Genomic DNA, 23,834 nt, shown 5'->3' on the forward strand with positions numbered 1-23,834 from the left:
AGTCGAAGCGCTTCGACGACTCTGGACACGCGTGCCCGCCGGGGTTAGTGTCCTACCACCCTCGCTTCCCGCTGAGCCGTTCCGCCCTCGGCGTCGAAGCGCTTCACAGAGCTTGGAGAGCCGGATGGTCACCCTCGCCGAGGTCGCCCAGCACGCCGGAGTCTCGGCCAGCACCGTCAGCTACGTCCTCAGCGGCAAGCGCTCCATTTCCGCCGGCACCCGCGAGCGGGTCGAGCACAGCATCCGGGAGCTGGGATACCACCCCAATGCCGGTGCGCGCGCGCTGGCCAGCAACCGGTCGAACATCATCGCGCTGATGGTGCCGCTGCGGACCGACATGTACGTGCCGGTGATGATGGAGATAGCGATCGCGGTGGCCACCACGGCCCGCACCCACGGCTACGACGTGCTGCTGCTCACCGGCGAGGAGGGTCCCGACGCGGTGCGCCGGGTCACCAGCAGCGGACTGGCCGACGGCATGATCCTGATGGACGTCGAACTCGACGACGAGCGGCTGCCGTTGCTGCGCGGCGGCGCCGCCGGCCAGGGGCGGCCGGGCGGGGAGCAGGAGCAGCCCGCGGTGCTGATCGGGCTCCCGTCCGACACCAGTGGCCTGACCTGCGTCGACCTCGACTTCCGGGCCACCGGCGCGCTGTGCGTGGATCACCTGGCGGCGCTGGGGCACCGGGACGTCGCGGTGATCGGCGAGGCGCCCGCGGTGTACGAGCGGCACACCGGCTTCGCCGAGCGCACCCTGGAGGGGCTGCGGTCGCGAGGCCGGGAGCTGGGTCTGCGGCTGCTGCACCGGCCGTGCGCGGGCGGGTACGACGCGACCGCGGTGACGCTCGCCCGGATCCTGGACGAACGCCCGGACACCACCGGTTTCGTGGTGCAGAACGAGTCGGCGGTCGAGCCCCTGCTCGCGCTGCTGCGCCAGCGGGGCCGGGCCGTGCCCGAGGACGTCTCGGTGGTCGCCGTCTGCCCCGAGCAGGTCGCCGTGCAGGCGTCGGTGGCGCTCACCTCCGTCGCCCTGCCGGCCCAGGAGCTGGGCCGGGGCGCCGTGGACCGTCTGGTCGCCAAGCTCGAGGGGCGGGGCGGTGACGAGGTCGTGCTGCTCGCGCCGGAGCTGACGGTGCGGGCGAGTTCGGGGCCGGCTCCCGCCCGGCCGTAGCCCGTCCCCGAGGGTCCCGCCTGGTGGGCGGCCACTCCCCCGGCCGCGGTCCTGCCCGCCCACCACCGCCGCGCCACGGTTCCTGCCCACTTCCGTCCTCCCCCAGGAGCATGCCTCGTGTCCCAGACCTCCGAGCCGCAGCCCAAGATCAGCCTCGCCCAGTCCTCGCCCACGGTGGGCGCGCTCCGGGAGCGGGACGGGGCCCTGGAGTGGAGCGGACGCCAGGAGACCGTGCGGATCGAGCCGTGGGGACCCGACGCGGTCAGGGTGCGGGCCCGTCTGGGCGGCCCGGTGCTCCAGGACCTTCCCGGGGCGCTGCTTCCGGAGGCGCCCGGCGCGGACGGCGCGGTGAAGATCGAAAGCGGGCGGGGCCGGGTCACGGTCGGCTCGCTCACCGCCGAGATCGACGCCGAGGGCCTGGTCCGTTTCCTGCGTACCGACGACGGCGGGGAGCTGCTGGCCGAGGAGCGCGCCCACTTCTGGTGGCCCGGGCCCCGGCTGTACACGGCGGTCGGGGGCGGGCACCACCGGCTCGAGCAGCGGTTCGCCGCCTACGACGACGAGCGGCTGTACGGCCTGGGGCAGCACCAGCACGGCCGGCTGGACCAGAAGGGCCTGGTCGTCGACCTGGTGCAGCGCAACGCCGAGGTCGCCGTCCCGGTGCTCACCTCCAGCCGCGGCTACACGCTGCTGTGGAACAACCCGGCGATCGGCCGGGTCGAGCTCGCGTACAACGGGACCCGGTGGGTGGCGGACTCGGCCCGCCAGATCGACTACTGGATCACCGCGGGCGATCCGGCGGCGGGGCAGCGCCGCTACAGCGCGGTGACGGGGCGCACCCCGATGCTTCCCGAGTGGGCGGCCGGCTTCTGGCAGAGCAAGCTGCGGTACCGCACGCAGGAGGAGCTGCTGGAGGTGGCACGGGAGTACCGGCGCCGGGGTCTGCCGCTGTCGGCGATCGTCTGCGACTTCTTCCACTGGACGCATCTGGGCGAGTGGAGGTTCGACCCGAAGGAGTGGCCGGATCCCGCCGCGATGGTGCGGGAGCTGGAGGAGCTCGGCGTGAAGCTGGTCGTGTCGGTGTGGCCGTCGGTGTCGCCGCTGAGCGAGAACCATCCGGTGATGGAGCAGCGCGGCCTGTTCATCGGCACGCAGTACGGGCCGCTGGCGCACGCGGACTGGCCGGACAAGGAGGTCGCGAGCACGGTGCAGGTGGCGTTCTACGACGCCACCAACCCCGAGGCGCGGGAGTTCGTCTGGTCGCGGGTCAAGGAGAACTACCTGGACCCCTACGGCATCACCGCCTTCTGGCTGGACGCGTGCGAGCCGGAGCTGAAGCCGGGATTCCCGGAGAACCTGCGGTACTGGGCGGGACCGGGCCTGGAGGTCGGCAACCTGTACCCGGCGGAGAACTCGCGGGCCTTCCACGAAGGGCTCCTGGCCGCCGGCGAGCGGGAGGTGATCACCCTCAACCGCTCGGCGTGGGCGGGCAGTCAGCGGCACGGCGCAGCCCTGTGGTCCGGTGACATCGGCACGGACTTCGCCACGCTGCGGCGTCAGATCGCGGCGGGTCTCAACACGTCGCTGTCGGGGATCCCGTGGTGGAACACGGACATCGGCGGCTTCCACGGGGGCGATCCGCAGGACGCCGCGTACCGCGAGGTGATGGTGCGCTGGTTCCAGTTCGGCGCGCTGTCGCCGCTGATGCGGCTGCACGGGTTCCGCGAGCCCGGCATGCCGCTGGGTCCGCGGATGACGGGCGGCCCGAACGAGGTGTGGGCGTACGGGGAGGAGGCCGGGGCGGTCCTGGAGCGGTACCTGCGTCTGCGGGAGCGGCTGCGGCCGTACGTCCTGGAGGTCATGCGGGAGGCGCACGAGGAGGGGCTGCCGGTGATGCGGCCGCTGTTCCTGGAGTTCCCCGGTGACGGGGCCTGCTGGTCGGTGGACGACGCGTACCTCCTCGGACGTGATCTGCTGGTCGCGCCGGTCCTGGAGGCCGGGGCCACGGACCGGACGGTGTATCTGCCGGAGGGCGCGCGCTGGACGGACGCGTGGACGGGCGCGGTGTACGAGGGCGGTGGGGCGGTGACCGTGGACGCGCCGCTGGAGCGCATTCCGCTGTTCCTGCGCGACGGTGCGGTCCTGCCGGTCCGGGAGCAGTAGGGCACGCCGCCGCCGGCTCTTCGAGTACCGGCCTTCGAGCACCGCCCGGTCCAACGGGTCCCGGACCGGGCGGTAGGGGCCGCCCGTGGGGTGCGGGCGGCCCCGTCCCTTCCTGTCAGCCGGCCGTGACGGTCAGGTTGTCGGTGCGGAAGTCCATGCCGCCCGAGGACGAGGTGATCTCGTAGCCGAACTGGACGTCGCCGATGGTCTCGTCGCCCATCCAGCGCTTGGTGTCCTTGATCCAGCGGAGGATGGGCAGCATGTCGACCGTTCCGGAGGTGGAGCGGGAGGTGCGCAGGAACGAGAAGACCTGGTTGGAGCCGTTGTCGCCCTTGTAGACGTTCCAGGTGTGGCCGCCGAGGGTGACGGTGCCCTGGGAGCTGCCGAGCGGGCCGACCGGGCCGTACTGGTTGACCCAGAGCATGATCTCGTAGTCGTGGTCGGTGTCCCAGATGTCGTACGAGGTGTTGTAGGCCCCCGCGGACGGCACGCTGACGCTGTAGCTGCTGGTGAGGGTGCGCAGCGAGGAGATGCTGCGGTTCACGACCTTCTTGGAGTTCGGGTAGGACTTGATGCCGCCGGTGTCGGGGTGGTTGGCCCACACGCCCCAGTTGGTGCCGGAGTTGGCCCAGACGCACTGGGCGCCGGGGCCGGAGCCCCAGATGTTGTTGTAGAGGGTGTAGCCGCCCAGGTTGGTGTTGCCCCACTGGTCGCAGGTGTTCCAGACGGCGGCCTGGGCGGGGGCGGTGGCGAGGCCGGCGGTGACGCCCAGGGCGAGCGCGGGGGCCAGCAGGGCCTTGACGACGGTGCGGAGGGTGCGTGTTGCCATGGTGGTCCTTCCATGGGTGGGGGGGCACAAGGTCACCGCGTCCTCAGGGTCAGGACGCGGTCCTCGCCGGCGGCCAGGTCGAGGACCCGGGCGCCGGCCGAAGTCCTGAGTTCGATGCGGTGGGTGCGGGTGGGGCGCAGGACGGCGGTGGCGCCGTCGGGGGTCCAGGTGAGGTCGAGGCCGGCGCCGAAGCGGGTGCGGATGCCGCGCAGTGCGCCGCGGGGGTGGGCCGGGGGCGGCGCGGGGAGCAGGACGAGGCGGTCGGGGGTGGACCGGACGAGGGCCTCGATGAGCACGGCGGGCAGGGTGTGGGCGGCGTCGGCGTTGTAGACGTCGCGGCGGGGGTAGTGCGAGCTCATCAGGGAGTCGTGGAAATGGTCGCCGTGCAGGACCTGGTGGAGGGCGTGGCCGACGCGGTCGCCGTCGTGGAGGCGGGCCGCGACCAGGGCGTGGTGGAGGTGGCCGTGGGCGGAGTCGTTCTCGGCGCCGCGCAGGCACAGGGCGCGGTGTGCGGCGGCGGCGAGTTCGGGGGTGTCGTGGGGGGTGATCTCCTCGAGCGGCCAGACGCCGTAGAGGTGGCTGAGGTGGCGGTGGTCGTAGACGTCCTCGAGGCCGGGCCAGGCCCATTCGGCGAGTGCTCCGTCGGCGTTGATCCGGTGCGGCGGGAGGGTCGCGGCCAGGGCGCGCCAGCGGTCGGCGTGCTCCGGGTGGTAGGTGGCGGCGGTGAGCAGGGCGTGGCGGGCGGCGGAGAGGTCCATGGCGGCGTTGAGGGCGCCCCAGCTGCCGCCGGTGGGGCGGTTCTCGGGTGAGTAGGAGGGGACGACGGCGAGGCGGCCCTCGCTGTCCGTGCGGGTGAGGAAGTCCTCGTAGAACGCGGCGACCTCGGCGAGGGCGGCGGCGGTGCGCGGGTCGCGGCGGCCGTAGGTCTCGTCGTGGTCGACGAGTGGTTTGAGCAGCCAGTCGGCGCCGGCGGTCCACAGGTGGAGGGGGTATGCGCGGTCGAAGTGGTAGGCGTGGCCGGTGGCGCCGTCGGTGTGGGCGGGGGCGACCACGCCTCGGGCGCCGAAGACGGCTCGGGCGTTGTCGCGCCAGTCGGGCAGCTGTCGGTGGACGAGGGAGGCGAGGGCCTCGGTGACCTCGGGGAGGGCGGCGGCGGTGGCGGAGGCGGTCTGGAGGTTGAGGTTGGCGTCGGTGGTGAAGGCTCCGGACCAGGCGGTGTCCCAGTCCCCGGTCCACAGGCCGGTGAGGCGGGGCGGGTTGAGGCCGCTGGAGGACAGCAGGTGGTAGCGGCCGGCGGCGAAGAGCCGTTCGGTGAGGGCGGGGCTGTCCGGCCGGGTGAGCAGCGCGGAGCCCGGCAGGGCGCGTTCGGCGGGGTCGGCGGCGAGGTCGAGGGTGACGCGGTCGTAGGCGGTGCGGTGGTGGGGCAGGTGGCGGGCGAGGAGGGCGTCGAAGGAGCCGCCCGCGAGGTGGAGCAGGTCGCGCAGGGCGCGGCCTTCGGCGAGGGTGTCGCTCTCGCCGGTGTGCCGACGGATCCGGGTGAGCAGCAGGACGGACCGGGCGTCCTCCACGCGTGCTCCGCGGGGGGCGGGCGCGGTCGCGTCGTCGGTGGCGGCGACGAGGGTGACGCCGGTGTAGCCGCGGGTGCTGCCCGGGTAGCGCACGCGCAGGCCGAGCAGGGCGCCGTCGGGGGTGGGGACGGTGTCGTGGCGGACGTCGAGTGTCCCGGGGGCGCCGGGGAGGCGGTGGTCCAGGGCGATGTCGAGGGCGGCGGCGGGGGCGGTGACGTGCTGGACGAGGACGTCGTCGGCGCGGGAGACGAAGAGCCGCGCGGTGCGGCCGGCGCAGTGGGTCGCGGCCACGCCGGTGCGGAAGTCGAGGGTGCGGCGGTGGTCGTCGAGGTCGCCGGGCGAAAGGCGCAGGCGGATCCGGAAGGCGGGGTGGAAGGGCCGGACCCAGCGCAGCGGGCGGCCGTCGGTGAGGTCCTCGGCGGCGGCCAGGTCTCCGGCGAGCAGGCGGTCCTGGATCTCGCGGAGGCGGTGGGCGAGGCGGGGAGGGTGCCGGTCGTGGTCGTCCTGGCCGTCGGGGTCGGGGCGGACCAGGGTGTGGTGGGTGACGATCACCTGTTCGTCGTGGGGGTGGCCGAAGGCCATGGCGCCGTGCCGGCCGTTGCCGCTGAGGTAGGCGTCCTCCCAGCGGGCGGCGGGGCGTGGCTCCCAGGTGCCGTGGACGGGGGTCGCGCTCATGGCCGCAGGACCGCGGCGCCGCGGTGGGCGAGGGTGACCCGGTCGGTGCGGGTTGCGCCCGTCAGGAGGTCGTGGTGGGTGCCGGGGACGTCGACGGTGACCGGTTCGGGGCCGTGGTTGAGGAGGAAGAGCAGGGCGCCGCGGCGTACCGCCTCGACGTGGTCGGGCAGGCCGTCGAGGGGTGGCCGGATGCCCGCGGCGGCTGCCGCCCTGGTCAGCAGGGCGCGCAGCGGTTCGGGTTCGGGGAGGGTGGAGAGGTACCAGGCGCGGCCCTTGCGCAGGACGGCGGGCAGGCCGTCGAGTTCGCCGCCCTGGTAGGGCGTGGTCTCGTCGGCGGTGCCGTCGGTCTCCAGTTCCTCGGACCACAGGGTGCCGCGGAAGCCGGCGCAGCGGACGCTCTCGCCCTCCTCCAGCGGCCACCACTCGTGGAGGGTGCGGATGCCGAACAGGTCGCGCAGCCGGGCGTCCATGCCGCCGGGGCGGATCCGGTCGTCCCCGTCGGCGAGCCCGGTCAGGAAGCCGCAGACGAGGGTGCCGCCGCGGGCGACGTGGGCGAGGAGGTTGTCGACGGCGGCGTCGGTGAGCAGGTAGAGCTGGGGGACGACGACCATCCGGTAGGCGGACAGGTCGTGTTCGGGGTGGGCGAAGTCGGTGGTGAGGTGGGCCTGCCACAGGGCGCGGTGCCAGGCGCCGAGGGTGTGCGGGTAGTCGGTGGCGCGTGAGGGGCGGGCTTCCTGGTCGCCCGCCCACCAGGAGTGCCAATCGTGCAGCACGGCGATGTCGGCGGTGACGCGGCCGCCGTGGACGTGCGGGGCGATGCGGGCCAGGTCGGCGCCGAGCTGCCTGATCTCCTGGTGGGTGCGGCCCTGCGGTCCCGCGTGGCCGAGCATGCCGGAGTGGAACTTCTCGGCTCCCTGGCGCGACTGGCGCCACTGGAAGTAGCAGACGGCATCGGCGCCGCGGGCCACCGCCTGCAGGGTCCACAGGCGGTTGAGTCCTCGGGGCTTGGGGTGGTTGACGCCGCGCCAGTTGACCGCGCCGGTGGCCTGTTCCATGAGCATCCACGGGCCGCGGGCCTGCGAGCGGGTCATGTCCTGCACGAGGGCGCCGCTCTGCACGCCGAGGGGGTCGCGGGGGTCGGGGTAGAGGTCGACGGAGACGACGTCCTCCTCCTCGGCCCAGCGCCAGGCGTCCTGTCCCGCCCACAGCGGCATGAAGTTGGTGGTGACCGGTAGGTGCGGGGTGTGGCGGCGGACGATGTCGCGTTCGGCCGTGAAGCACTCGAGGAGCATGTCGGAGGTGAAGCGCCGGAAGTCGAGCACCTGGGCGGGGTTCTTCAGGTAGTGGGCGCGGCGGGGCGGCAGCACCTGTTCCCAGTCCCCGTAGGCCTGGCTCCAGAAGGCTGTTCCCCAGGCCTCGTTGAGGGCGGCGAGGGTGCCGTGGCGGTGGCGCAGCCAGTCGCGGAAGCGGGCCGCGGCCTCGTCGCCCCAGTCGTAGGTGCAGTACTCGTTGTTGATGTGCCACATGGTCAGGGCGGGGTGGCGGGCGTAGCGGGCCGCGAGGTCCTCGGTGATCGCGGCGGCGTGCCGGCGGTAGGCGGCGCTGGAGTGGGAGAAGTGCTGGCGGCCGCCCCACCACTCGACGTGTCCGTCCTCGTCGCGCGGCAGGGTCTCGGGGTGGAGGTGGCCGAGCCAGGGCGGCGGGGAGGCGGTCGGGGTGGCGAGGACGACGCCGACGCCGGCCTCGTGCAGGAGGTCCATCAGCCGGTCGAGCCAGTCGAAGTCCCGTCGGCCCGGCGCCGGTTCGAGACGGGACCAGGAGAAGACACCGACGGTGACGGAGTTGACGCCGGCCGCCCGCATCAGGCGGACGTCCTCGTGCCAGGTCTCCTCCGGCCACTGTTCCGGGTTGTAGTCGCCGCCGAAGAGGATGCGGCCGCGGGTGACGTCGGCGAGGGTGGGACGGTTCGTGGGGGACGCGTCCATGTGCGGTGACCCCGTTCGCAGGAATGGCGGGCAGGGAGGCGGGCGGTGGCGGGGCGTGTGTCAGCCCTTGACGGCGCCGGTGAGCATGCCCTCCTTGAAGTGCTTCTGGACGAAGGGCGACAGCACGGCGACGGGCAGCAGCGCCATCACCATCACGGCCATCTGGATGGCCAACGGGGAGAGTTCGCCGGTGTTGATCTGGGCGGACAGGCCCACCGGCCGCTGCTCGCGCTGGACGAGCTGGATCATGACGTTCTGCAGCGGCATCATGTCCTGGTCCGTCAGGTAGATCGACGCGTTGAACCAGGCGCTCCAGTAGCCCACCGCGTAGAAGAGGGCGATGACCGCGATCACGGCCCGGGAGAGCGGCACGACGATGCGGAAGAGGATGCGCCACTCCCCCGCTCCGTCGATGCGGGCACTGTCGATCAGTTCCTGGGAGATGTTCATGAAGAAGGCGCGCAGGACCAGGATGTTGAAGACGCTGACGGCGCTGGGCAGGATCAGCGCCAGGTAGGTGTCGGTGAGGCCGAGGGCCTGCACCAGCAGATAGGTGGGGATGAGGCCCGCGCCGAAGAATATGGTGGCGAGCAGGGTCATCAGGATCCAGCGGTGGCCGAGGGAGCCGCTGCGGGAGAGGCCGTAGGCGCAGAGCACCGAGACACTCATGCTGAAGAGGGTTCCGACCAGCGTCACGCCGACGCTGACCAGGGTGGCGCGCTGCACCTGCCCTCCGCCGAGGAGTTCCTGGTAGGCGACGAAGGTGATGCTCTTCGGGATCACGACCAGGCCGCCGGCCTCGTCGATGGTCTTCTTCGTCTGGAGGCTGGTGACGACGACGATCCACAGCGGGAAGAGGATCGACAGGCAGGCCAGTCCGAGGGCGAAGCCCTTGCCCGCCTGTCCGGCCGGGGAGGGCTCCTCCTCCCACGCGGGGCGGGGCGGGGCGGCCCACCGGCCGGGCCCCGGGCCGGTTCCGGCGGGGCGCTGCCCGCTGTGGGCCGGCGCGTCGTCCGCCGGGGCGCGGTCGGCCGACGGGCCGCCGGCCGGTGTGCCGGTGACGGTGGTCATTTGCGGTAGACCCCCTGTTCGCCCATCAGGTGGGCAACCTTGTTGGCGCCGAGCACCAGGGACAGCCCGACCAGGCCCTTGATCAGTCCCGCCGCGGCGGCGTAGCCGAAGTCCTGGTTGCGGATGCCGTTCCACCAGACGTAGGTGTCGAGGACCTCGGAGGCCTCGATCCCCACGGCCTGCCGCTGGAGCAGGAGTTGCTCGAATCCGACGGTGAGGGCGTCGCCCACCCGCAGGACCAGGAGGAGGGCGATCACCGGGCGCAGGGCGGGCAGGGTGACGTGCCACATGCGGCGCAGGCGTCCGGCGCCGTCCATGGCGGCGGCCTCGTACAGCTCGCCGGGGACGGCGGAGAGCGCGGCGAGGAAGACGATGATGCCCCAGCCGGCGTCCTTCCAGACGGCCTGCAGGGTGACCAGGTATTTGAAGATCTCCGGGTCGGTCATCAGGTCGAAGCCCTCGTAGCCGTGCTGGCGGAGGGTCTGCGCGATGATGCCCGCGCCGCCGAAGATCTGCAGGAAGACGGTGACGACGAGGACCCAGGAGAAGAAGTGCGGGAGGTACATGATCGCCTGGGCGACGGCCCGTACCCGGGGGCGGACCACGCTGTTGATGAGCAGGGCGAGTACGACGGGGATGGGGAAGAACAGCACCAGCTGAAGGAAGAACAGCACGAAGGTGTTGCGCACGGCGTGCCAGAACGCGGAGTCCGCGAAGATCCGCTCGAACTGCTCGAACCCGATCCAGGGGCTCTCCAGGACGGCGACGAACCCGTTCTCGCTGAGGTAGGGGTCGTAGTCCTGGAAGGCGACCACGTTGCCGAGGATGGGCACGTAGTTGAAGACCAGGACCAGCAGCAGCGCCGGCAGGGTCATCAGGACGAGGGTGCGGTCGCGCCGCCACCGGGTGCGCAGGGTCTTCGCGCCCTCGCGCCCCGGGGTCCTCGTCGTGGCCCGCCTCGCCGCCCGGCCCCGGCCGGCCGGGCGCTTCTTTTCGGGGCCGGACCCGGGGTCGGGCGTCCCGGCCGGGCTCCGGGGCACCGTGCTGTGCGACACCGGCTACTCCTCGCGTCCTGTCGGGCTCACTTGGCGGTGCCGCTGTCGTCGAGCAGCTTGCGGTACCAGTCGCGCAGGCCGTCGCCGCCCTTGGAGCGCCAGTCGGACACGGCCTGCTGCACGTCGCTGATCTTCTTGCGGCCGCGCACCACGTCGTCCTCGAGCTGCTCGAAGTCGTCGGCGAGGTTGGACCAGCGGTTGGGTTCGGTGACGGTGAGGCCGAAGAAGGAGGACTTCTTGGTGAAGGCGCCCATGCGCTGCTGCCACTCGACCATGCCGCGGGTGACGTCGGGCAGGTCGGGATAGGCGATGTAGGGGGCGGGGTTGCCGGTGTAGTCGTAGGCGCCGTTGACCTCGTTGACGCCCTGCGTGGTCTTGACCGGCAGCCCGTCCTTGATCTCGTAGTCGGTTCCCTCGACGCCGTAGGCGGTGAGCATGAACTCCTTGGTGCCGTAGGGCGCGGCGCAGAAGTTGCACAGGGCGAGGAAGTCCTTGACCTGCTGCTCGGTGGCCTTGCGGGAGATGAAGGTGAAGATGTTGGCGGGCTGGACCGCCCAGAGGGTCGGGTCGCCGCCGTCGGCGCCGAAGATGTCGAACGCCGCCATCTCGAAGTCGTCGCGCTGGGTGCGCTGTTCGGCGGTCTTGCCCCACCAGTCGGAGATGTTCTGGTTGTAGACCAGCACCTCGCCGGCGGTGAAGCGGTTGCCGGCCTCGCCGCCGGTCTTGCCCTGCACGGCGTCGGGGTGGACCACCTTGGCGGCGTAGAGCTTGCGCGTCCACTCCAGGGCCTCGAGGTAGGCGTCCGTCTCGACGCGGTTGACGAGCTTGCCGTCCTCCAGGTTCCACCACAGGGCCTTGTCGCTGCCGGAGAGGGTGCCGAAGATGTTGAAGGCCGTCCACTTCATGTCGTCGCAGGCCCAGCGCTTGGAGCGGGCGTCGGTGGCCTCCTTGGCCCAGGACAGGAACTCGTCCGGGCTGGTGGGCGGCGTCCAGCCCTCGTCGTCGAACACGTCCTTGCGGTACAGGGGTGCGATGTCGGTGATGTACGGCGCGGGCATGGGTACCGCCCGCAGCTGCCCGCCGAAGATGCCGCGCTGCCAGGCCTCGGTGGGCACGGCGGCGAGGTTGGGGTAGTCCTTTACCTTGTCCCCGGACAGGTAGGGGCCGAGGTCGGCGAACTTGGCGTTGATGGCGCTGGGTATGCGGCCCATCAGGTTCCAGCCGGGGACGACCACGACGTCGGGGATGGTGCTGGAGGCGAGGACGGCGCCGAGCTTCTGGTCGTAGGTGTTGCCGTCCTGGTTCTGCCAGGTGACCTTGACGCCGACGGCCTCGTCCATCGCCTTGTAGTACGGGTTGTCGCCCTTGGGCGGGGTCCCCCAGAAGGGCGACATGACGGTGAGGGCTCCGCCGCTGCCCAGCTTGCTCGGGACCGAGGTCTTCAGTTCGGCCGCGGGGATCGCCTTGGTGAAGCCGGCCGCCGATCCGTTCTTCGTCGGCAGGTCCGGCGTGACGACGTTCGACGCCACGAAGGCCGGGAGGAGTTTGCGTGCCTCCTTGCCGGAGGTGGCGCCCTCCTTGCGGTCCTCCTGTTCACCGCCGCAGGCGGCGAGCAGCGGCAACCCGCCCGCCACCGCGGCGGTGACGACCGCGGTGGAGGCGAGGAAGCTCCTCCGGCTGGGGCCGGCGGAGGTGGGGGCGGCGTTCGGCGTCATTGCGTCAACCCTTCGTGGCGCACCAGGACACTCGGCGGTGGCCGGTCGGCTGCGGTGTCTACGGCGGAGCTGGCTGAACTGGCTGAGCGGGAACGGTGGTCGACGACGGGACGCCGGGTGCGACCTGTCGAAGCGCTTCGATGTGCAGCGAGGTTAGGTGAACACCATGAGGCGCACAAGACTCGTTTCGAAACTTCCTCGGAGCGGGAACCGGCCGCCCCGGACGTATGCGGCGCGGGGCTTGTCGGTGCGAGGAGGGATTGGGGGCACCGGCCGCCTTGACACCCGCGGGGGGCGACGCCGAGCATCGAAGCGCTTCGAAAGCAGCCCGCCCTTCCAGCGCCAGGGGGACCATCCGTGACCGCAGCGCCGCCGTCCCTGCTTCCGTTCCGTGATCCTCGGCTCCCGTTCGCCCGGCGTGTGGAGGACCTGCTGTCACGTCTCACGGTGGAGGAGAAGGCGGCGTTCCTGCACCAGTTCGTCCCGGCCGTCGAGCGCCTCGGTGTCGCCGCCTTCCGCACCGGTCAGGAGGCGCTGCACGGCGTCGCGTGGATGGGACCGGCCACCGTGTTCCCCCAGGCGGTGGGACTGGGGGCGACCTGGAACCCCGGCCTGGTGCGCCGGGTGGGCGAGGCGGTGTCCCGGGAGCTGAGGGCGATGCGCGCCCGTGACGAGCGGGTGGGACTCAACGTGTGGGCGCCGGTGGTCAATCCGCTGCGGCATCCACTGTGGGGCCGCAACGAGGAGGGCTACTCCGAGGACGCCCGGCTCACCTCGGTGCTCGCCGCCGCGTACACCCGTGGCCTGCGGGGCGACCACCCGGTGTACTGGCGCTCGGCACCGGTGCTCAAGCACTGGCTGGCGCACAACAACGAGACGGACCGCGACACCGCGTCCAGCTCCGTGCGTCCGCGCGTGCTGCACGAGTACGACCTGCGCGCCTTCCGCGGCGCGGTGGAGGCGGGCGCGGTCGCCGGGGTGATGCCCGCGTACAACCTGGTCAACGGCCGCCCCAACCATGTCTCGCCGTACCTGCGGGACCCGTTGCGCACCTGGACCGACCAGGAGCTGCTGGTCTGCTCGGACGCGGGGGCGCCGTCGAACCTGGTCGACTCCGAGCACTACTTCGACACCCACGAGCAGGCGCTTGCGGCCTCCTTGCGGGCGGGCGTGGACAGTTTCACCGATCACGGTGAGGACAGCGCGACGACGGTGGGGCGGATCCGCAAGGCCCTGGACGAGGGGCTGCTGGAGGAGGCGGACCTGGACCGTGCCGTGGCCCGGCAGTTGTCGGTGCGTCTGCGGCTGGGCGAGTTCGACCCGGACGGGGGGCCGCACGCGCGCGACCATGCCTTCGACACGCCGGAGCACCAGGCGCTCGCCGAGGAGGCCGCCGAGCAGGCGGTCGTGCTGCTGAAGAACGACGAGGGCGTGCTGCCGCTCGCGCCCGGCGCACGGGTGGCGGTGGTCGGACTGCTCGCCGACGAGTGCAAGGTCGACTGGTACAGCGGGGCCCTGATCCGCGGCCGCACACCGCTGGCGGGACTGCGGGAGCGGTTCGGCGCGGAGCGGGTGGAGTTCGCCAAGGGGGTGGACCGCGCCTTGCTGCGGACCGCCGCGGGCTCCTTCCTGCGGGTGCCGCGGGCGGCCGGGGCCCTTGGTTCGGCCCGCGACGCCGAGGGCGCCCTGGACCCGGCGCTGCTGACGGGCCGCACCGACCTGCCGCCGCTGACGACCGGGGAGACGGGCACCGAGTTCGCCGTCGTCGACTGGGGCGAGGGAGTGCTGACGCTGCGTGCGCCGGACGGCCGTCATCTCTCGGTCGCGGAGGACGGCTACGTGCGCGCGTCGGCCGACCGCCCGGGAGGGTGGGTGGTGCAGGAGACCTTCCGCCTGGAGCCTCACGAGGACGGTCATCTGCTGCGGCACCTGGGCACCGGACGGTACGTGACGGTCGGCGCCGACGGTGTGCGGGTCGCGGAGGACGGCGGGGCCGGGGAGGTCTTCCGCACGGTCCGGACCGCGCGCGGCGAGGAGGCGGTGGCCGCGGTCGCGGCTGGTGCGGACGTGGTCGTGGTGGTCGCCGGCAACGACCCGCACATCAACGGCCGCGAGACCGAGGACCGCGGGACGCTGCTGCTGCCCGCGCACCAGGAGCGGCTGCTGCGCGCCGCCCGCGCCGCGAACCCGCGGACGGTGCTGGCGCTGGTGTCGTCCTACCCGTACGCGGTCGACGTCGAGGACGTCCCCGCGGTGCTGTGGAGCGCGCACGGCGGCCAGGCCGCGGGAACCGCCCTGGCCCGGGTACTCGCCGGTGACGTCTCCCCCTCGGGGCGGCTTCCGCAGACCTGGTACGCGGACGACGCCGACCTGCCCTCGCTGCTCGACTACGACCTGATCGCCTCCCGGCAGACGTACCTGTACTTCGAGGGCCGGCCACTGTTCCCCTTCGGGCACGGTCTGTCGTACGCCGCGTTCGCCTACCGGGACCTGTCGGTGCGGATCGAGGGGGACGCGGTGCGGGTCTCCTTCTCGCTCACCAACGTGGGCGGCGTCGCCGCGGCAGAGGTGGCGCAGCTCTACGTGCGGGCGGTGGCGCCGTCCGTTCCGCGTCCGCGGCGTGAGCTGGTCGCGCACCGGCGTGCGGTGCTGGAGCCGGGGCGGACCTCGGTCGTCTCCTTCGACGTCCCGCGGGCGCAGCTCGCCTTCTGGGACGTGGCGCTGGACCGGCCCCGGGTGGAGGCGGGCGCCTACGAGTTCCTGGTCGGCGCCTCCAGCGAGGACGTCCGACTGCGGGCGACGGTGACGGTGGACGGTGAGCCCGCGGTTCCCCGGCCGGTACCGGAGCGCGGGATCGACGCGGCCTCGTTCGACGAGCAGAGCGGTGTCGAGATCGTCGACCGGACCAAGGTGGACGGTGACGCGGTCACTCCCGTGGGCGGGGAGCGGGGTGAACTGCTGTACCGGAGCTGCGACTTCGGGTCGGGGGTGACCGGGGTGGTCGTGGAGGTGTCGGGGGCGGGGAGTGTGGAGCTGTTTCTCGGCGACGGCTCCCCCGCGGTCCGGCTCGGCCCGGAGGGCCCCACGGCCGGTCCGTACGACTACGCCGTCCTGAGCGCGCCCTTGGCCGCGCGTGGCGTGCACGACCTGCGGGTACGGCTGCGCGGGGCGTTGCGGCTGGCGCGGATCGGGTTCACGGGCTGAGGCCGCGGGGCGGTTTTCGCGGCCGGTGTGCCCGCGCGGGTCGGCGTCCGCGCGGGCAGGGGCCGGGTTCGGGTTCGGGTTCAGGTTCGGGTGACGGCGGGCCGCGCGAGGGCGGCCGCCTTCGGTCCGCGCTCCGTGCGGGTCGGCGTCCGCACGGCTCGGAGTCCGCGTGAACACGTCCGCACGGAGCGGTCCGCGCGGGCGTGTTCACGCAGCGGCGGGCCTGGTGAGGGCCGTGCTGTGCACGGGGCGGTCGGGGTGCGGTGGTGCGCGGGGCGGTGGCGGTGCGCCGGCCGCCCCGGTGCGGTCACCGGCCCGCACGGGCCCGCCTGCGGCGTCCTCGCCGGGGTGAGGGAACACCCGGGCGGGGCCTGGCCCGCTGCGGCCGTACGTCGTCGACCCGGCTCTGCGTGCCCGGGAGCCTTCCCAGGTGGTAGAGCCAGGCCGCTCCTCCGGCGGAGAGGAGGCCGACGACCACGCAGCATGCCCACGGCAGCCACAGTTGTCCGGTGCGTTCCCCGACGTCCATCGCCCAGCCGACCGCACTGGTGCAGCCGGAGGCGGCGACCCCCGAGATGACGTAGAAGAACCCGAAGTACGTGCCGATCAGTCCGTCGGCGGCGTGCCGTGACACCAGCTCGAGCGTGGACGGCTGGGTGGCCATCTGGCCGAGTGCCAGCAGGAAGGCGCCGGCCGCGAGCGGGAGCAGGAGGAGTACGACGTCCGGCCGTCCCACGCTCTCGTTCTCGGGCACGTGGAGCAGGAGCAGCAGCGGGGGGAGGAAGGCCAGCCCCATGACGGCCAGGCCGGGCGCGATCCACGCGGCCGGGCCGCCCTTGGCGCGTACCAGCCGCGTCACGCGCAGCTGGAGGGCGAGGCTGGCCAGGGCTCCGACCATCGGTATCACCGCCGCGGCCGCGGGCGCGCCCGACACGTGCTGCGCCGCGTTCACGAACAGCAGGTACACCTGGTTCTCCAGCGCCGTCAGGGCCGTCATGGTGAGGGAGAAGGTCAGGAAGTGCCGGTCGCGCAGGACGTGGAGACAGCCGCGGAGGATCGAGCAGTTGCGGCTCCGGCGCTCGGCCCGGCCGACGCGGGCGTGGGCCGGCAGCATGAAGAGCTGAAGCATCGTCATCGCCGCGAGCACGACCGCGGCGGTGACCGCCGTGGCCCGGAAGTCGATCATGCACAGCACGCTGCCCAGGGCCAGGCCGATCAGCCCGCCGGTGGCGGTGAAGACGTTGAGCATGGCGAAGACCTCGGCCCGGCGGTCCGGCGGGGCGGCCTGGGCGGCACACGTCCGCAAGGCCGGATAGAGCATGGCCCCGGCGACGCCGGTGAGGACGGATGCGGCGAACACCGCGCGGACGTCGTCCACGACGGCGAACAGCGCGAAGCCCGACAGGCGCAGGAGACAGCCGATCGGGATGACGCGGTGCCCTCCGATCCGGTCCGAGGCGGTGCCCCCCAGCACGACCAGGCCCTGATGGCTCAGCTGGATGGTGCCCAGGACGGCTCCCACGGTCGCCGCGGACATGCCGAGACTGCCGCCGAGGTGTCCGGCGAGGAAGGGGAACAGCAGGAAGGTCCCGATGTCGATGCCGAGTTGGTTCACCATCAGGAACCGGACGGTCGGCGGGAAGCTGCGGACCGTGCGGAAAGTGTCCATGGGGCGTCCTTGCGCACGGCCCGTCGGACTGGCCCGGTGCGCAGGGAGGTCCGTGCATATGCCATTCACCATAGGGAATGGCATGTGTCGCTCGACTCGGATTGCGCAGACATCTACCCCATCGAGCGACGGGGTTCATATGGCCGCACGATCAGGTGGTCCGACGCTCGTGCGCGGGCTCACCGCAATCACCCCGAGTGGTGAGAATGTGCGCCCCCACCTCGGCAAACATCCGGGCGACACGGTAGCCGCCGCGCCTTCCGGCTGGTGGGAGGCGGAGTGACCGGTACGGCGGGAGGGCGCACGCGCGACACCTCAGGGCAGCACCTCACGGTGCGCTGCGAACGGGAAGGTCTGCGGGTGCGAACGCCCCGTGCTGTCACACGGGGCGTGAGGGCGGCGCTGCCGGACGGCGTGATTCGCGCCCGTCGGGCCGAGTTGCGGCACGCTCGGCGGACGCAACGGCAGCCGTGGGGCGTGCGGCGTTCCGGAGTCTCGGACCAACGGGGCGGATACGCACCGTGCGTGGTTCGCCGGGTTCGGCGCGGATCGGCTGCCCGCCGGGAGGCGGCCGCGCGACCACCTCCCGGCGACCTCCGGTCAGACCACGACGCGGTAGTGCGTGGTCAGGCGTCCGTCGTCGTCCAGCACGTGGAAGGCCAGGCCCGGGGGCTGGTCGCGGTCGGCGGGCGCGTCGCCCTCCCACGGGAGCCGGAGGGTCCAGGTGACGGCCGGGCCTACGATCACGGGGCGGCCGGCGAAGGTGGAGGCGGCCGCCGTGTGCGCGTGGCCGGTGAGGACGGCGACCACGGCGGGGTGCGCGTCCAGCAGGGCGGCGAGGTCCTGGGGCCGCTGGAGCCTGCAGGAGTCGGGCAGCGGGTGGTGGAGGTCCACCGGCGGCTGGTGGAAGGCGAGGAGCGCGGGGACGCCCTCGGGCAGGGCGGCGAGCTGGGCGTGGGCCCAGTCGAGGGTCTCGCCGTCGAGCAGGCCTTCGTCACGGCCGGGGACGGTCGCGTCGATCATCAGGACGGCGGCCCCGGCGACGTGGTGGACACGGTTGACGGGACCGGGAGCGGGCTCCTCGCCGAGCAGGGCCTTGCGGTAGGCCCCCCGCGCGTCGTGGTTGCCGGGGCAGGTGAGGACGGGGAACGGGGCCTGGAGGATGCGGGCCGCCTCCTCGTACTCCGCCTCCGTGCCGTGGTCGGCGATGTCTCCGGTGACCAGCACCGCGTCGACCGGGCGGGGCAGTGCCCGCAGGTGCTCCATCACACGTTCGGCACGCCGGGTGGCCCGCTCGCTGCCGTCCAGGTGTAGGTCGCTGATCTGCGCCAGCAGCACCGTCATCCCGCGCCTCCTTCGGCGGCCCTGCCGCCGGTCGTCGCCGGGACGCCTCGCCCGGCTTGCCGCACTAACGGAAAAGTTCATGTTTGCCGTTAGGGACACTAGAGTGTGCCCGGTGCTGTCGGCAACCGGCCGGCGGAACGGCGGAAGGGGACCCCGGTGGGGCGGTGGCTGGCGCTGGAACTGGCGAGCACGATCCGCCACGACGGGGACGGCGGCGTCGCGGACGATCTGGCCACCGTGGCGGGCGCCGCCCGCTGGCTCCACGGGTGCGCGGATCTGTTGTCCGGGGACCTGCCGGAGAGCGGGGTCGTGGCGGACGAGGCGCTGCGGGAGGAGATCGTCGGGGTACGGCGGGCGGTCCGGGCCCTCTTCGCGCGGGCGGTCGCCCCCGGTCCGCCGAGCCCCGCCGACTCCGCCCGTCCGATGCCCTTCGACGAGGCGCTGGCCCTGCTGAACACGGCCGCCGCGCGTGCGGCGGTGACGCCGCGGCTGGAGTGGCCCGAGGAGGGCGCGCCGGTCGTCCGCATGCTGCCCGCGCAGGAGCCCCCCGCCGTGCGGCTGGTGGCGGCGCTGGCCCGCGACGCGATCGGTTTCCTGGCCGGGCCGCAGCGCGAACTGCTGCGGGCCTGCACCGCGCCGCGCTGCGTGCGGTACTTCGTGAAGAGCCACGGCCGGCAGGAGTGGTGCAAGGTCTCCTGCGGGAACCGCGCCCGGGCGGCCCGGCACTACCGGCGTCACCGCACGGAGGCGCAGGACGGCCCGGACGGCCCCGCCCCGTCCTGAGAGGTGGGCGAGGCCGTCCGGGCGGTGGGATCATCCGGCGGTGTAGGCCGCCAGGTGCTCGGCGGTGACGGTCGCGCCGGAGGCGACCAGGTCGGCGGGGGTGCCCTCGAAGACGACGCGGCCGCCTTCGCGGCCCGCGCCCGGACCGAGGTCGACGATCCAGTCCGCGTGCGCCATCACCGCGAGGTGGTGCTCGACGACGACCACGGACTTGCCCGAGTCCACCAGCCGGTCCAGGAGGGTGAGGAGCTGTCCGACGTCGGCGAGGTGGAGGCCGGTGGTCGGTTCGTCGAGGACGTAGACGCCTCCCGGATCGCCCATGTGCGTGGCGAGCTTCAGGCGCTGTCGTTCGCCGCCTGAGAGGGTCGTCAGGGGCTGTCCCAGGGTGAGGTAGCCGAGGCCGACCTCCTCGAGCCGGGTGAGGACACGGTGCGCGGCGGGCGTGCGGGCCTCTCCGGCGGCGAAGAACTCCAGCGCCCGGGACACCGGCATCGCGAGGACCTCGCTGATGTCGCGGCCGCCGAGGCGGTACTCGAGGACGGCCGGCTGGAAGCGCTTGCCCTCGCAGTCCTCACAGGGCGTGGAGACCCCCGCCATCATGGCCAGGTCGGTGTAGATGACGCCGGCGCCGTTGCAGACCGGGCAGGCGCCCTCGGAGTTGGCGCTGAACAGGGCGGGCTTGACGCCGTTGGCCTTGGCGAAGGCCTTGCGGATCGGCTCCAGCAGCCCCGTGTAGGTGGCCGGGTTGCTGCGCCGCGAGCCGCGGATCGCGCCCTGGCCGACGGAGACCACGCCCGCCTCGGCGGCGAGCGGGCCGCCCACCAGGGAGCCGTGCACCAGTGAGCTCTTGCCGGAGCCGGCGACGCCGGTCACCACGACGAGGACGCCGAGCGGGATGTCGACGTCCACGTCATGGAGGTTGTGGGTGCGCGCGCCGCGGATCTCGAGCTGCCCGGTGGGGGTGCGCACCTTCTCCTTGAGGGTGGTGCGGTCCTCCAGGTGGCGCCCGGTGACGGTGGCCGAGGTGCGCAGGCCCTGGACGGTGCCCTCGAAGCAGACGGTGCCGCCCTCGGTGCCGGCGCCCGGACCGAGGTCGACGACGTGGTCGGCGATCGCGATCGTCTGCGGCTTGTGCTCGACGACCAGCACCGTGTTGCCCTTGTCGCGCAGGCGCAGCAGCAGGTTGTTGACCCGCCGGATGTCGTGGGGGTGCAGGCCGACGGTGGGCTCGTCGAAGACGTACGTGACGTCGGTGAGACTGGAGCCGAGGTGGCGGATCATCTTGACGCGCTGGGCCTCCCCGCCGGACAGGCTGCCGGTGGGGCGCTCCAGGGCGAGGTAGCCGAGGCCGATCTCGACGAAGGAGTCGAGGACGCCGCGCAGGGCGGTGAGCAGCGGGGCCACCGAGGGCTCGTCGAGTTCGCGGATCCAGGCGGCGAGTTCGCCGATCTCCTGGGAGCAGAGGTCGGCGATGCTGCGGCCGCGGATGCGGGAGGAGCGGGCCGCCTCGTTGAGGCGCGTGCCCTCGCACTCCGGGCAGGTGACGAAGGTGACGGCCCGGTCGACGAACTCGCGGATGTGGGGCTGCATCGCGTCGCGGTCCTTGGAGAGGATCGACTTACGCAGCTTGGGGATGAGCCCTTCGTAGGTGAGGTTGGCGCCCTCCACCTTGACCTTGACGGGTTCGTGGTGGAGGAAGTCCTCCATCTCCTGCTCGGTGAAGTCGCGGATGGGCTTGTCGGGGTCGAAGAAGCCGGACGCCGCGTAGATCCTGGCGGTCCACCAACTGTCGGACTTCCAGCCGGGGATGGTGAAGGCTCCCTCGCTGATCGACTTGCTGTCGTCGTAGAGCTGGGAGAGGTCGATGTCCGAGACGGCTCCCCGTCCCTCGCAGCGCGTGCACATGCCGCCCGCGCGGGAGAAGGTCTGCTTGACGGTCTTCTGGTTGCCGCGCTCGACGGTGATGGCTCCGCTGGCCCGCACGGAGGGCGTGTTGAACGAGAAGGCGTTGGGCGGGCCGATGTGGGGGTCGCCGAGACGGCTGAACAGGATGCGCAGCATGGCGTTGACGTCGGTGACGGTGCCGACGGTGGAGCGGGGGTCGGCGCCGATGCGTTCCTGGTCGACGACGATGGCCGTCGTCAGGCCTTCGAGGACGTCGACGTCGGGCCGGGCGAGGGTCGGCATGAACCCCTGGACGAATGCGCTGTAGGTCTCGTTGATCAGGCGCTGGGACTCGGCGGCGACGGTCTCGAACACCAGGGAACTCTTGCCGGAGCCGGAGACGCCGGTGAAGACCGTCAGGCGGCGCTTGGGGATGTCGACGCTGACGTCTCGGAGGTTGTTGACGCGGGCGCCGTGCACCCGGATCACGTCGTGAGTGGCCGAGGCGGGTACGTGTCTGCCGTCCGTGGTCGGGGTCCCGGCTTCGCTCATGACGTCCTCCAACGTGGCGGGGAAGAGGGGGAAGGGGTGGTCCGGCGGCTGCGCAGGGGCGGTCGGCGTCCGCGTTCCGCGGTCGCCTCCACCCCAAGATCGGCCACGCCGGCAACACTAGACGCCCGCACCGACAACGCGGGGTGTTTCCCCTGTCCAGGCCCGACCTGCCCTGAATCGGCTCCTTCGGGGTATTCGCGTGCTCACGCGACGGGCGGTGCGCCGCCCGTCGTCCTGGACGACGAGCGAGGACGGGAGGTGATCGTCGTGTCGACCATGCAGCAACCCCCGGCCGGCGGCGGCCGCGGCGGTGCCGACGAGCCGATGGGCGAGTTGGTGCAGCGCGCGTCGCAGCAGCTGACGGAGCTGGTACGCGGCGAGATGAAGCTGGCGCAGGCGGAGATGAAGGAGAAGGGCCGGCGCTACGGCAAGGGCGGCGGACTGTTCGGCGGCGCCGGCGTGGTCGGCTTCCTGACGCTGCAGGCGCTGGTGGCCACCGCGATCGCCGGCCTGGCGGTGCCGCTGCCGGTGTGGGCCGCCGCGCTGATCGTCACCGTGGTGCTCGGCGCGATCGCCGCGGCGATGGCCCTGAGCGGCAGGAAGCAGATCAAGGAAGGCGCACCGCCGACGCCCGAGGAGACGGTGCGGAGCGTGAAGGCCGACGTGGCCGAGATCAAGGAGAGCGTGAAGCGATGACCCAGCCGTCGAACGACGAGTCCACCACGGCCGGCGAGGAGGAACTGCGGGACCACGTGGAGGCGACCCGCCAGGAGCTCGGGAAGACGGTCGAGGCGCTCGCGGCCAAGGCGGACGTCAAGTCCCGCGCCCAGGAGAAGGCCGCCGAGGTCAAGGGGCAGGCCGCCGCCAAGGCCGGCGAGTTGAAGGTCAAGGCGGCGCAGGGAGCCCGGGCGGCACGGGACCACCGTGCCCTGCTGCTGACGGCAGCGGGCGTGGTCGTCCTGGTGTGGCTGGCGCGCCGTCGCTCGAAGGGGTGAGCGGAAGAGGGTGCCGGACTCCGGCCGGGCCATGGTCGGGCCGGAGTCCGACGTGAGACGGGGGTGCCGGCGCGGCTGTGGACGCCGGCACCCCCGAGGCCGTTCCGGTCGCCACCCTCCTGCTGGCGCGGGCCCGTCCTCCTGGGCGCCCGGCCTGCACCGGGCCCTCGTCCGTCGGGGCGAAGGCGACCTTCGTCCCGGCCCCTGCGTCGAGGACCGCCTCGGCGACCTCTTCGGGCGTGCGTCCGTCGGTGGCGACCACCACGCGGGCCACCTCGGTGTACAGGTGGCGGCGGGCCTCCATCAGCTCACGCCACTGCTTGTGCGGGTTGACGGTGAGCAGCGGGCGGGCGACGTTCAGCCCGGTGCGCCGGACCGCCTCGTCGACGTCCATCGAGAGGTGGACGACCGGGTGGGCGGCCAGCAGGGCCCGCGAGCCGGCGTCGAGGATCGCGCCGCCGCCGAGGGCGAGGACGCCCTCGTGCTCGGCGAGCGCGGTGGCGACGGCCGCCTTCTCCAGGGCCCGGAAGTGCTCCTCGCCGTCGTCGACGAAGATCTCCGAGATGGCACGGCCCTCGGCGGCGACGATGTCCTCGTCGGTGTCCCGGTAGGCGACGCCCAGGCGCGCCGCGAGCAGGGTGCCGACGGTGGACTTGCCGACACCCATCGGGCCGACCAGGACCAGCCGGGGCCCGGCGCCCGCCGGACTCTCCGATCCCGCCACGGCCGGTCCCTCCGGGGGTTGCGCGTTCATCGGACGGTCAGGCTGTCGAGGTACGACCGGACGTTGCGACGGGTCTCGGGGACGCTGTCGCCGCCGAACTTCTCCGCCACCGCGTCGGCCAGCACCAGCGCCACCATGGCCTCCGCGACGATGCCGGCCGCGGGCACGGCGCAGACGTCGGAGCGCTGGTGGTGGGCCTGCGCGGCCTCGCCGGTGGTGACGTCGACGGTGCGCAGGGCGCGCGGAACGGTGGCGATGGGCTTCATCGCGGCCCGCACCCGCAGCAGCTCACCGGTGCTCAGGCCGCCCTCGGTGCCGCCGGCGCGGCCGCTGGCGCGGCGGATGCCCTCCTCGGTGGGCACGATCTCGTCGTGCGCCTGGGAACCGGGCACCCGGGCCAGGTCGAAGCCGTCGCCGACCTCGACGCCCTTGATGGCCTGGATGCCC

16 protein-coding genes and 1 pseudogene are annotated in these 23,834 nt (G+C 72.9%); 6 read left to right on the forward strand and 11 right to left on the reverse strand.

Features of this window, described 5'->3' with window-relative positions; genetic code table 11:
* The first annotated feature begins 124 nt into the window (after window positions 1-124).
* Both ABT026_RS18240 and ABT026_RS18245 read left to right on the forward strand, forming a co-directional pair.
* A complete protein-coding gene (locus ABT026_RS18240; protein WP_351115562.1) occupies window positions 125-1,171 on the forward strand; it encodes a LacI family DNA-binding transcriptional regulator in 1,047 nt (348 codons plus the stop codon).
* 117 nt (window positions 1,172-1,288) lie between these two features.
* A complete protein-coding gene (locus ABT026_RS18245; RefSeq protein ID WP_351115563.1) occupies window positions 1,289-3,334 on the forward strand; it encodes a glycoside hydrolase family 31 protein in 2,046 nt (681 codons plus the stop codon).
* Between the two features lie 115 nt (window positions 3,335-3,449).
* Here the strand turns inward: ABT026_RS18245 and ABT026_RS18250 are convergent, their stop codons facing one another.
* Genes ABT026_RS18250 through ABT026_RS18275 form a run of 6 tightly spaced genes read right to left on the reverse strand, consistent with a single transcriptional unit; the run spans window position 3,450 to window position 12,232 of the window.
* Window positions 3,450-4,163: a glycoside hydrolase family 12 protein gene (locus tag ABT026_RS18250; RefSeq protein WP_351115564.1), complete on the reverse strand. Its 714-nt coding sequence runs from the start codon at window positions 4,161-4,163 to the stop codon at window positions 3,450-3,452.
* Window positions 4,164-4,195: 32 nt separating this feature from the next.
* Complete coding sequence (locus ABT026_RS18255) at window positions 4,196-6,406, reverse strand: glycosyl hydrolase family 95 catalytic domain-containing protein (RefSeq protein ID WP_351115566.1); 2,211 nt, start codon at window positions 6,404-6,406, stop codon at window positions 4,196-4,198.
* Window positions 6,403-8,391 carry a beta-galactosidase gene (locus ABT026_RS18260; protein ID WP_351115567.1) on the reverse strand — a complete coding sequence of 663 codons (1,989 nt, stop codon included), beginning with the start codon at window positions 8,389-8,391 and terminating at the stop codon, window positions 6,403-6,405. The genes ABT026_RS18255 and ABT026_RS18260 overlap by 4 nt, the downstream gene beginning before the upstream one ends.
* Window positions 8,392-8,451: 60 nt before the next feature.
* Entirely contained in the window at window positions 8,452-9,462 is a 1,011-nt protein-coding gene (locus tag ABT026_RS18265) for a carbohydrate ABC transporter permease (protein WP_351115568.1), read from the reverse strand.
* Entirely contained in the window at window positions 9,459-10,517 is a 1,059-nt protein-coding gene (locus ABT026_RS18270; RefSeq protein ID WP_351115569.1) for an ABC transporter permease, read from the reverse strand. Before ABT026_RS18270 ends, ABT026_RS18265 begins: the two co-directional genes overlap by 4 nt.
* A 26-nt stretch (window positions 10,518-10,543) precedes the next feature.
* The gene (locus ABT026_RS18275; protein WP_351115570.1) at window positions 10,544-12,232 is read right to left on the reverse strand and encodes an extracellular solute-binding protein; all 1,689 of its coding nucleotides are present in this window, start codon (window positions 12,230-12,232) and stop codon (window positions 10,544-10,546) included.
* A gap of 357 nt (window positions 12,233-12,589) precedes the next feature.
* On the opposite strand from ABT026_RS18275, the gene ABT026_RS18280 reads away from it, so the two are divergent.
* Window positions 12,590-15,436: a glycoside hydrolase family 3 C-terminal domain-containing protein gene (locus ABT026_RS18280; RefSeq protein WP_351115572.1), complete on the forward strand. Its 2,847-nt coding sequence runs from the start codon at window positions 12,590-12,592 to the stop codon at window positions 15,434-15,436.
* Between the two features lie 307 nt (window positions 15,437-15,743).
* On the opposite strand, the gene ABT026_RS18285 is transcribed toward ABT026_RS18280, so the two are convergent.
* Window positions 15,744-17,105 (reverse strand): MFS transporter, encoded by a 1,362-nt coding sequence (locus ABT026_RS18285; protein WP_351115574.1) that lies wholly within the window; start codon window positions 17,103-17,105, stop codon window positions 15,744-15,746.
* A 600-nt stretch (window positions 17,106-17,705) separates the two neighbouring features.
* A complete protein-coding gene (locus ABT026_RS18290; RefSeq protein ID WP_351115575.1) occupies window positions 17,706-18,449 on the reverse strand; it encodes a metallophosphoesterase in 744 nt (247 codons plus the stop codon).
* A 156-nt stretch (window positions 18,450-18,605) separates the two neighbouring features.
* On the opposite strand from ABT026_RS18290, the gene ABT026_RS18295 reads away from it, so the two are divergent.
* Window positions 18,606-19,232, forward strand: coding sequence for a CGNR zinc finger domain-containing protein (locus ABT026_RS18295; protein ID WP_351115576.1), 627 nt, complete (start codon window positions 18,606-18,608; stop codon window positions 19,230-19,232).
* A gap of 30 nt (window positions 19,233-19,262) precedes the next feature.
* Here ABT026_RS18295 and ABT026_RS18300 read toward each other — a convergent pair whose 3' ends face one another.
* Window positions 19,263-21,668 (reverse strand): ATP-binding cassette domain-containing protein, encoded by a 2,406-nt coding sequence (locus ABT026_RS18300; protein ID WP_351115578.1) that lies wholly within the window; start codon window positions 21,666-21,668, stop codon window positions 19,263-19,265.
* A gap of 276 nt (window positions 21,669-21,944) precedes the next feature.
* Here ABT026_RS18300 and ABT026_RS18305 point away from each other — a divergent pair, with 276 nt between their 5' ends.
* Window positions 21,945-22,364 carry a phage holin family protein gene (locus ABT026_RS18305; RefSeq protein WP_502968002.1) on the forward strand — a complete coding sequence of 140 codons (420 nt, stop codon included), beginning with the start codon at window positions 21,945-21,947 and terminating at the stop codon, window positions 22,362-22,364.
* A complete protein-coding gene (locus ABT026_RS18310; protein WP_351115579.1) occupies window positions 22,361-22,663 on the forward strand; it encodes a DUF3618 domain-containing protein in 303 nt (100 codons plus the stop codon). Before ABT026_RS18305 ends, ABT026_RS18310 begins: the two co-directional genes overlap by 4 nt.
* Window positions 22,664-22,868: 205 nt before the next feature.
* On the opposite strand, the pseudogene ABT026_RS18315 reads toward ABT026_RS18310, so the two are convergent.
* A pseudogene (locus ABT026_RS18315) lies at window positions 22,869-23,417 on the reverse strand (shikimate kinase); the annotation flags it as partial.
* Window positions 23,414-23,834 (reverse strand): chorismate synthase (locus tag ABT026_RS18320; protein WP_351115581.1); only part of this gene is annotated, 421 nt, incomplete at its 5' end. The pseudogene ABT026_RS18315 and the gene ABT026_RS18320, both read right to left, overlap by 4 nt.

Origin of the sequence: Streptomyces sp. NPDC002734 (assembly GCF_040295685.1) — a bacterium.
GTDB lineage: Bacteria > Actinomycetota > Actinomycetes > Streptomycetales > Streptomycetaceae > Streptomyces.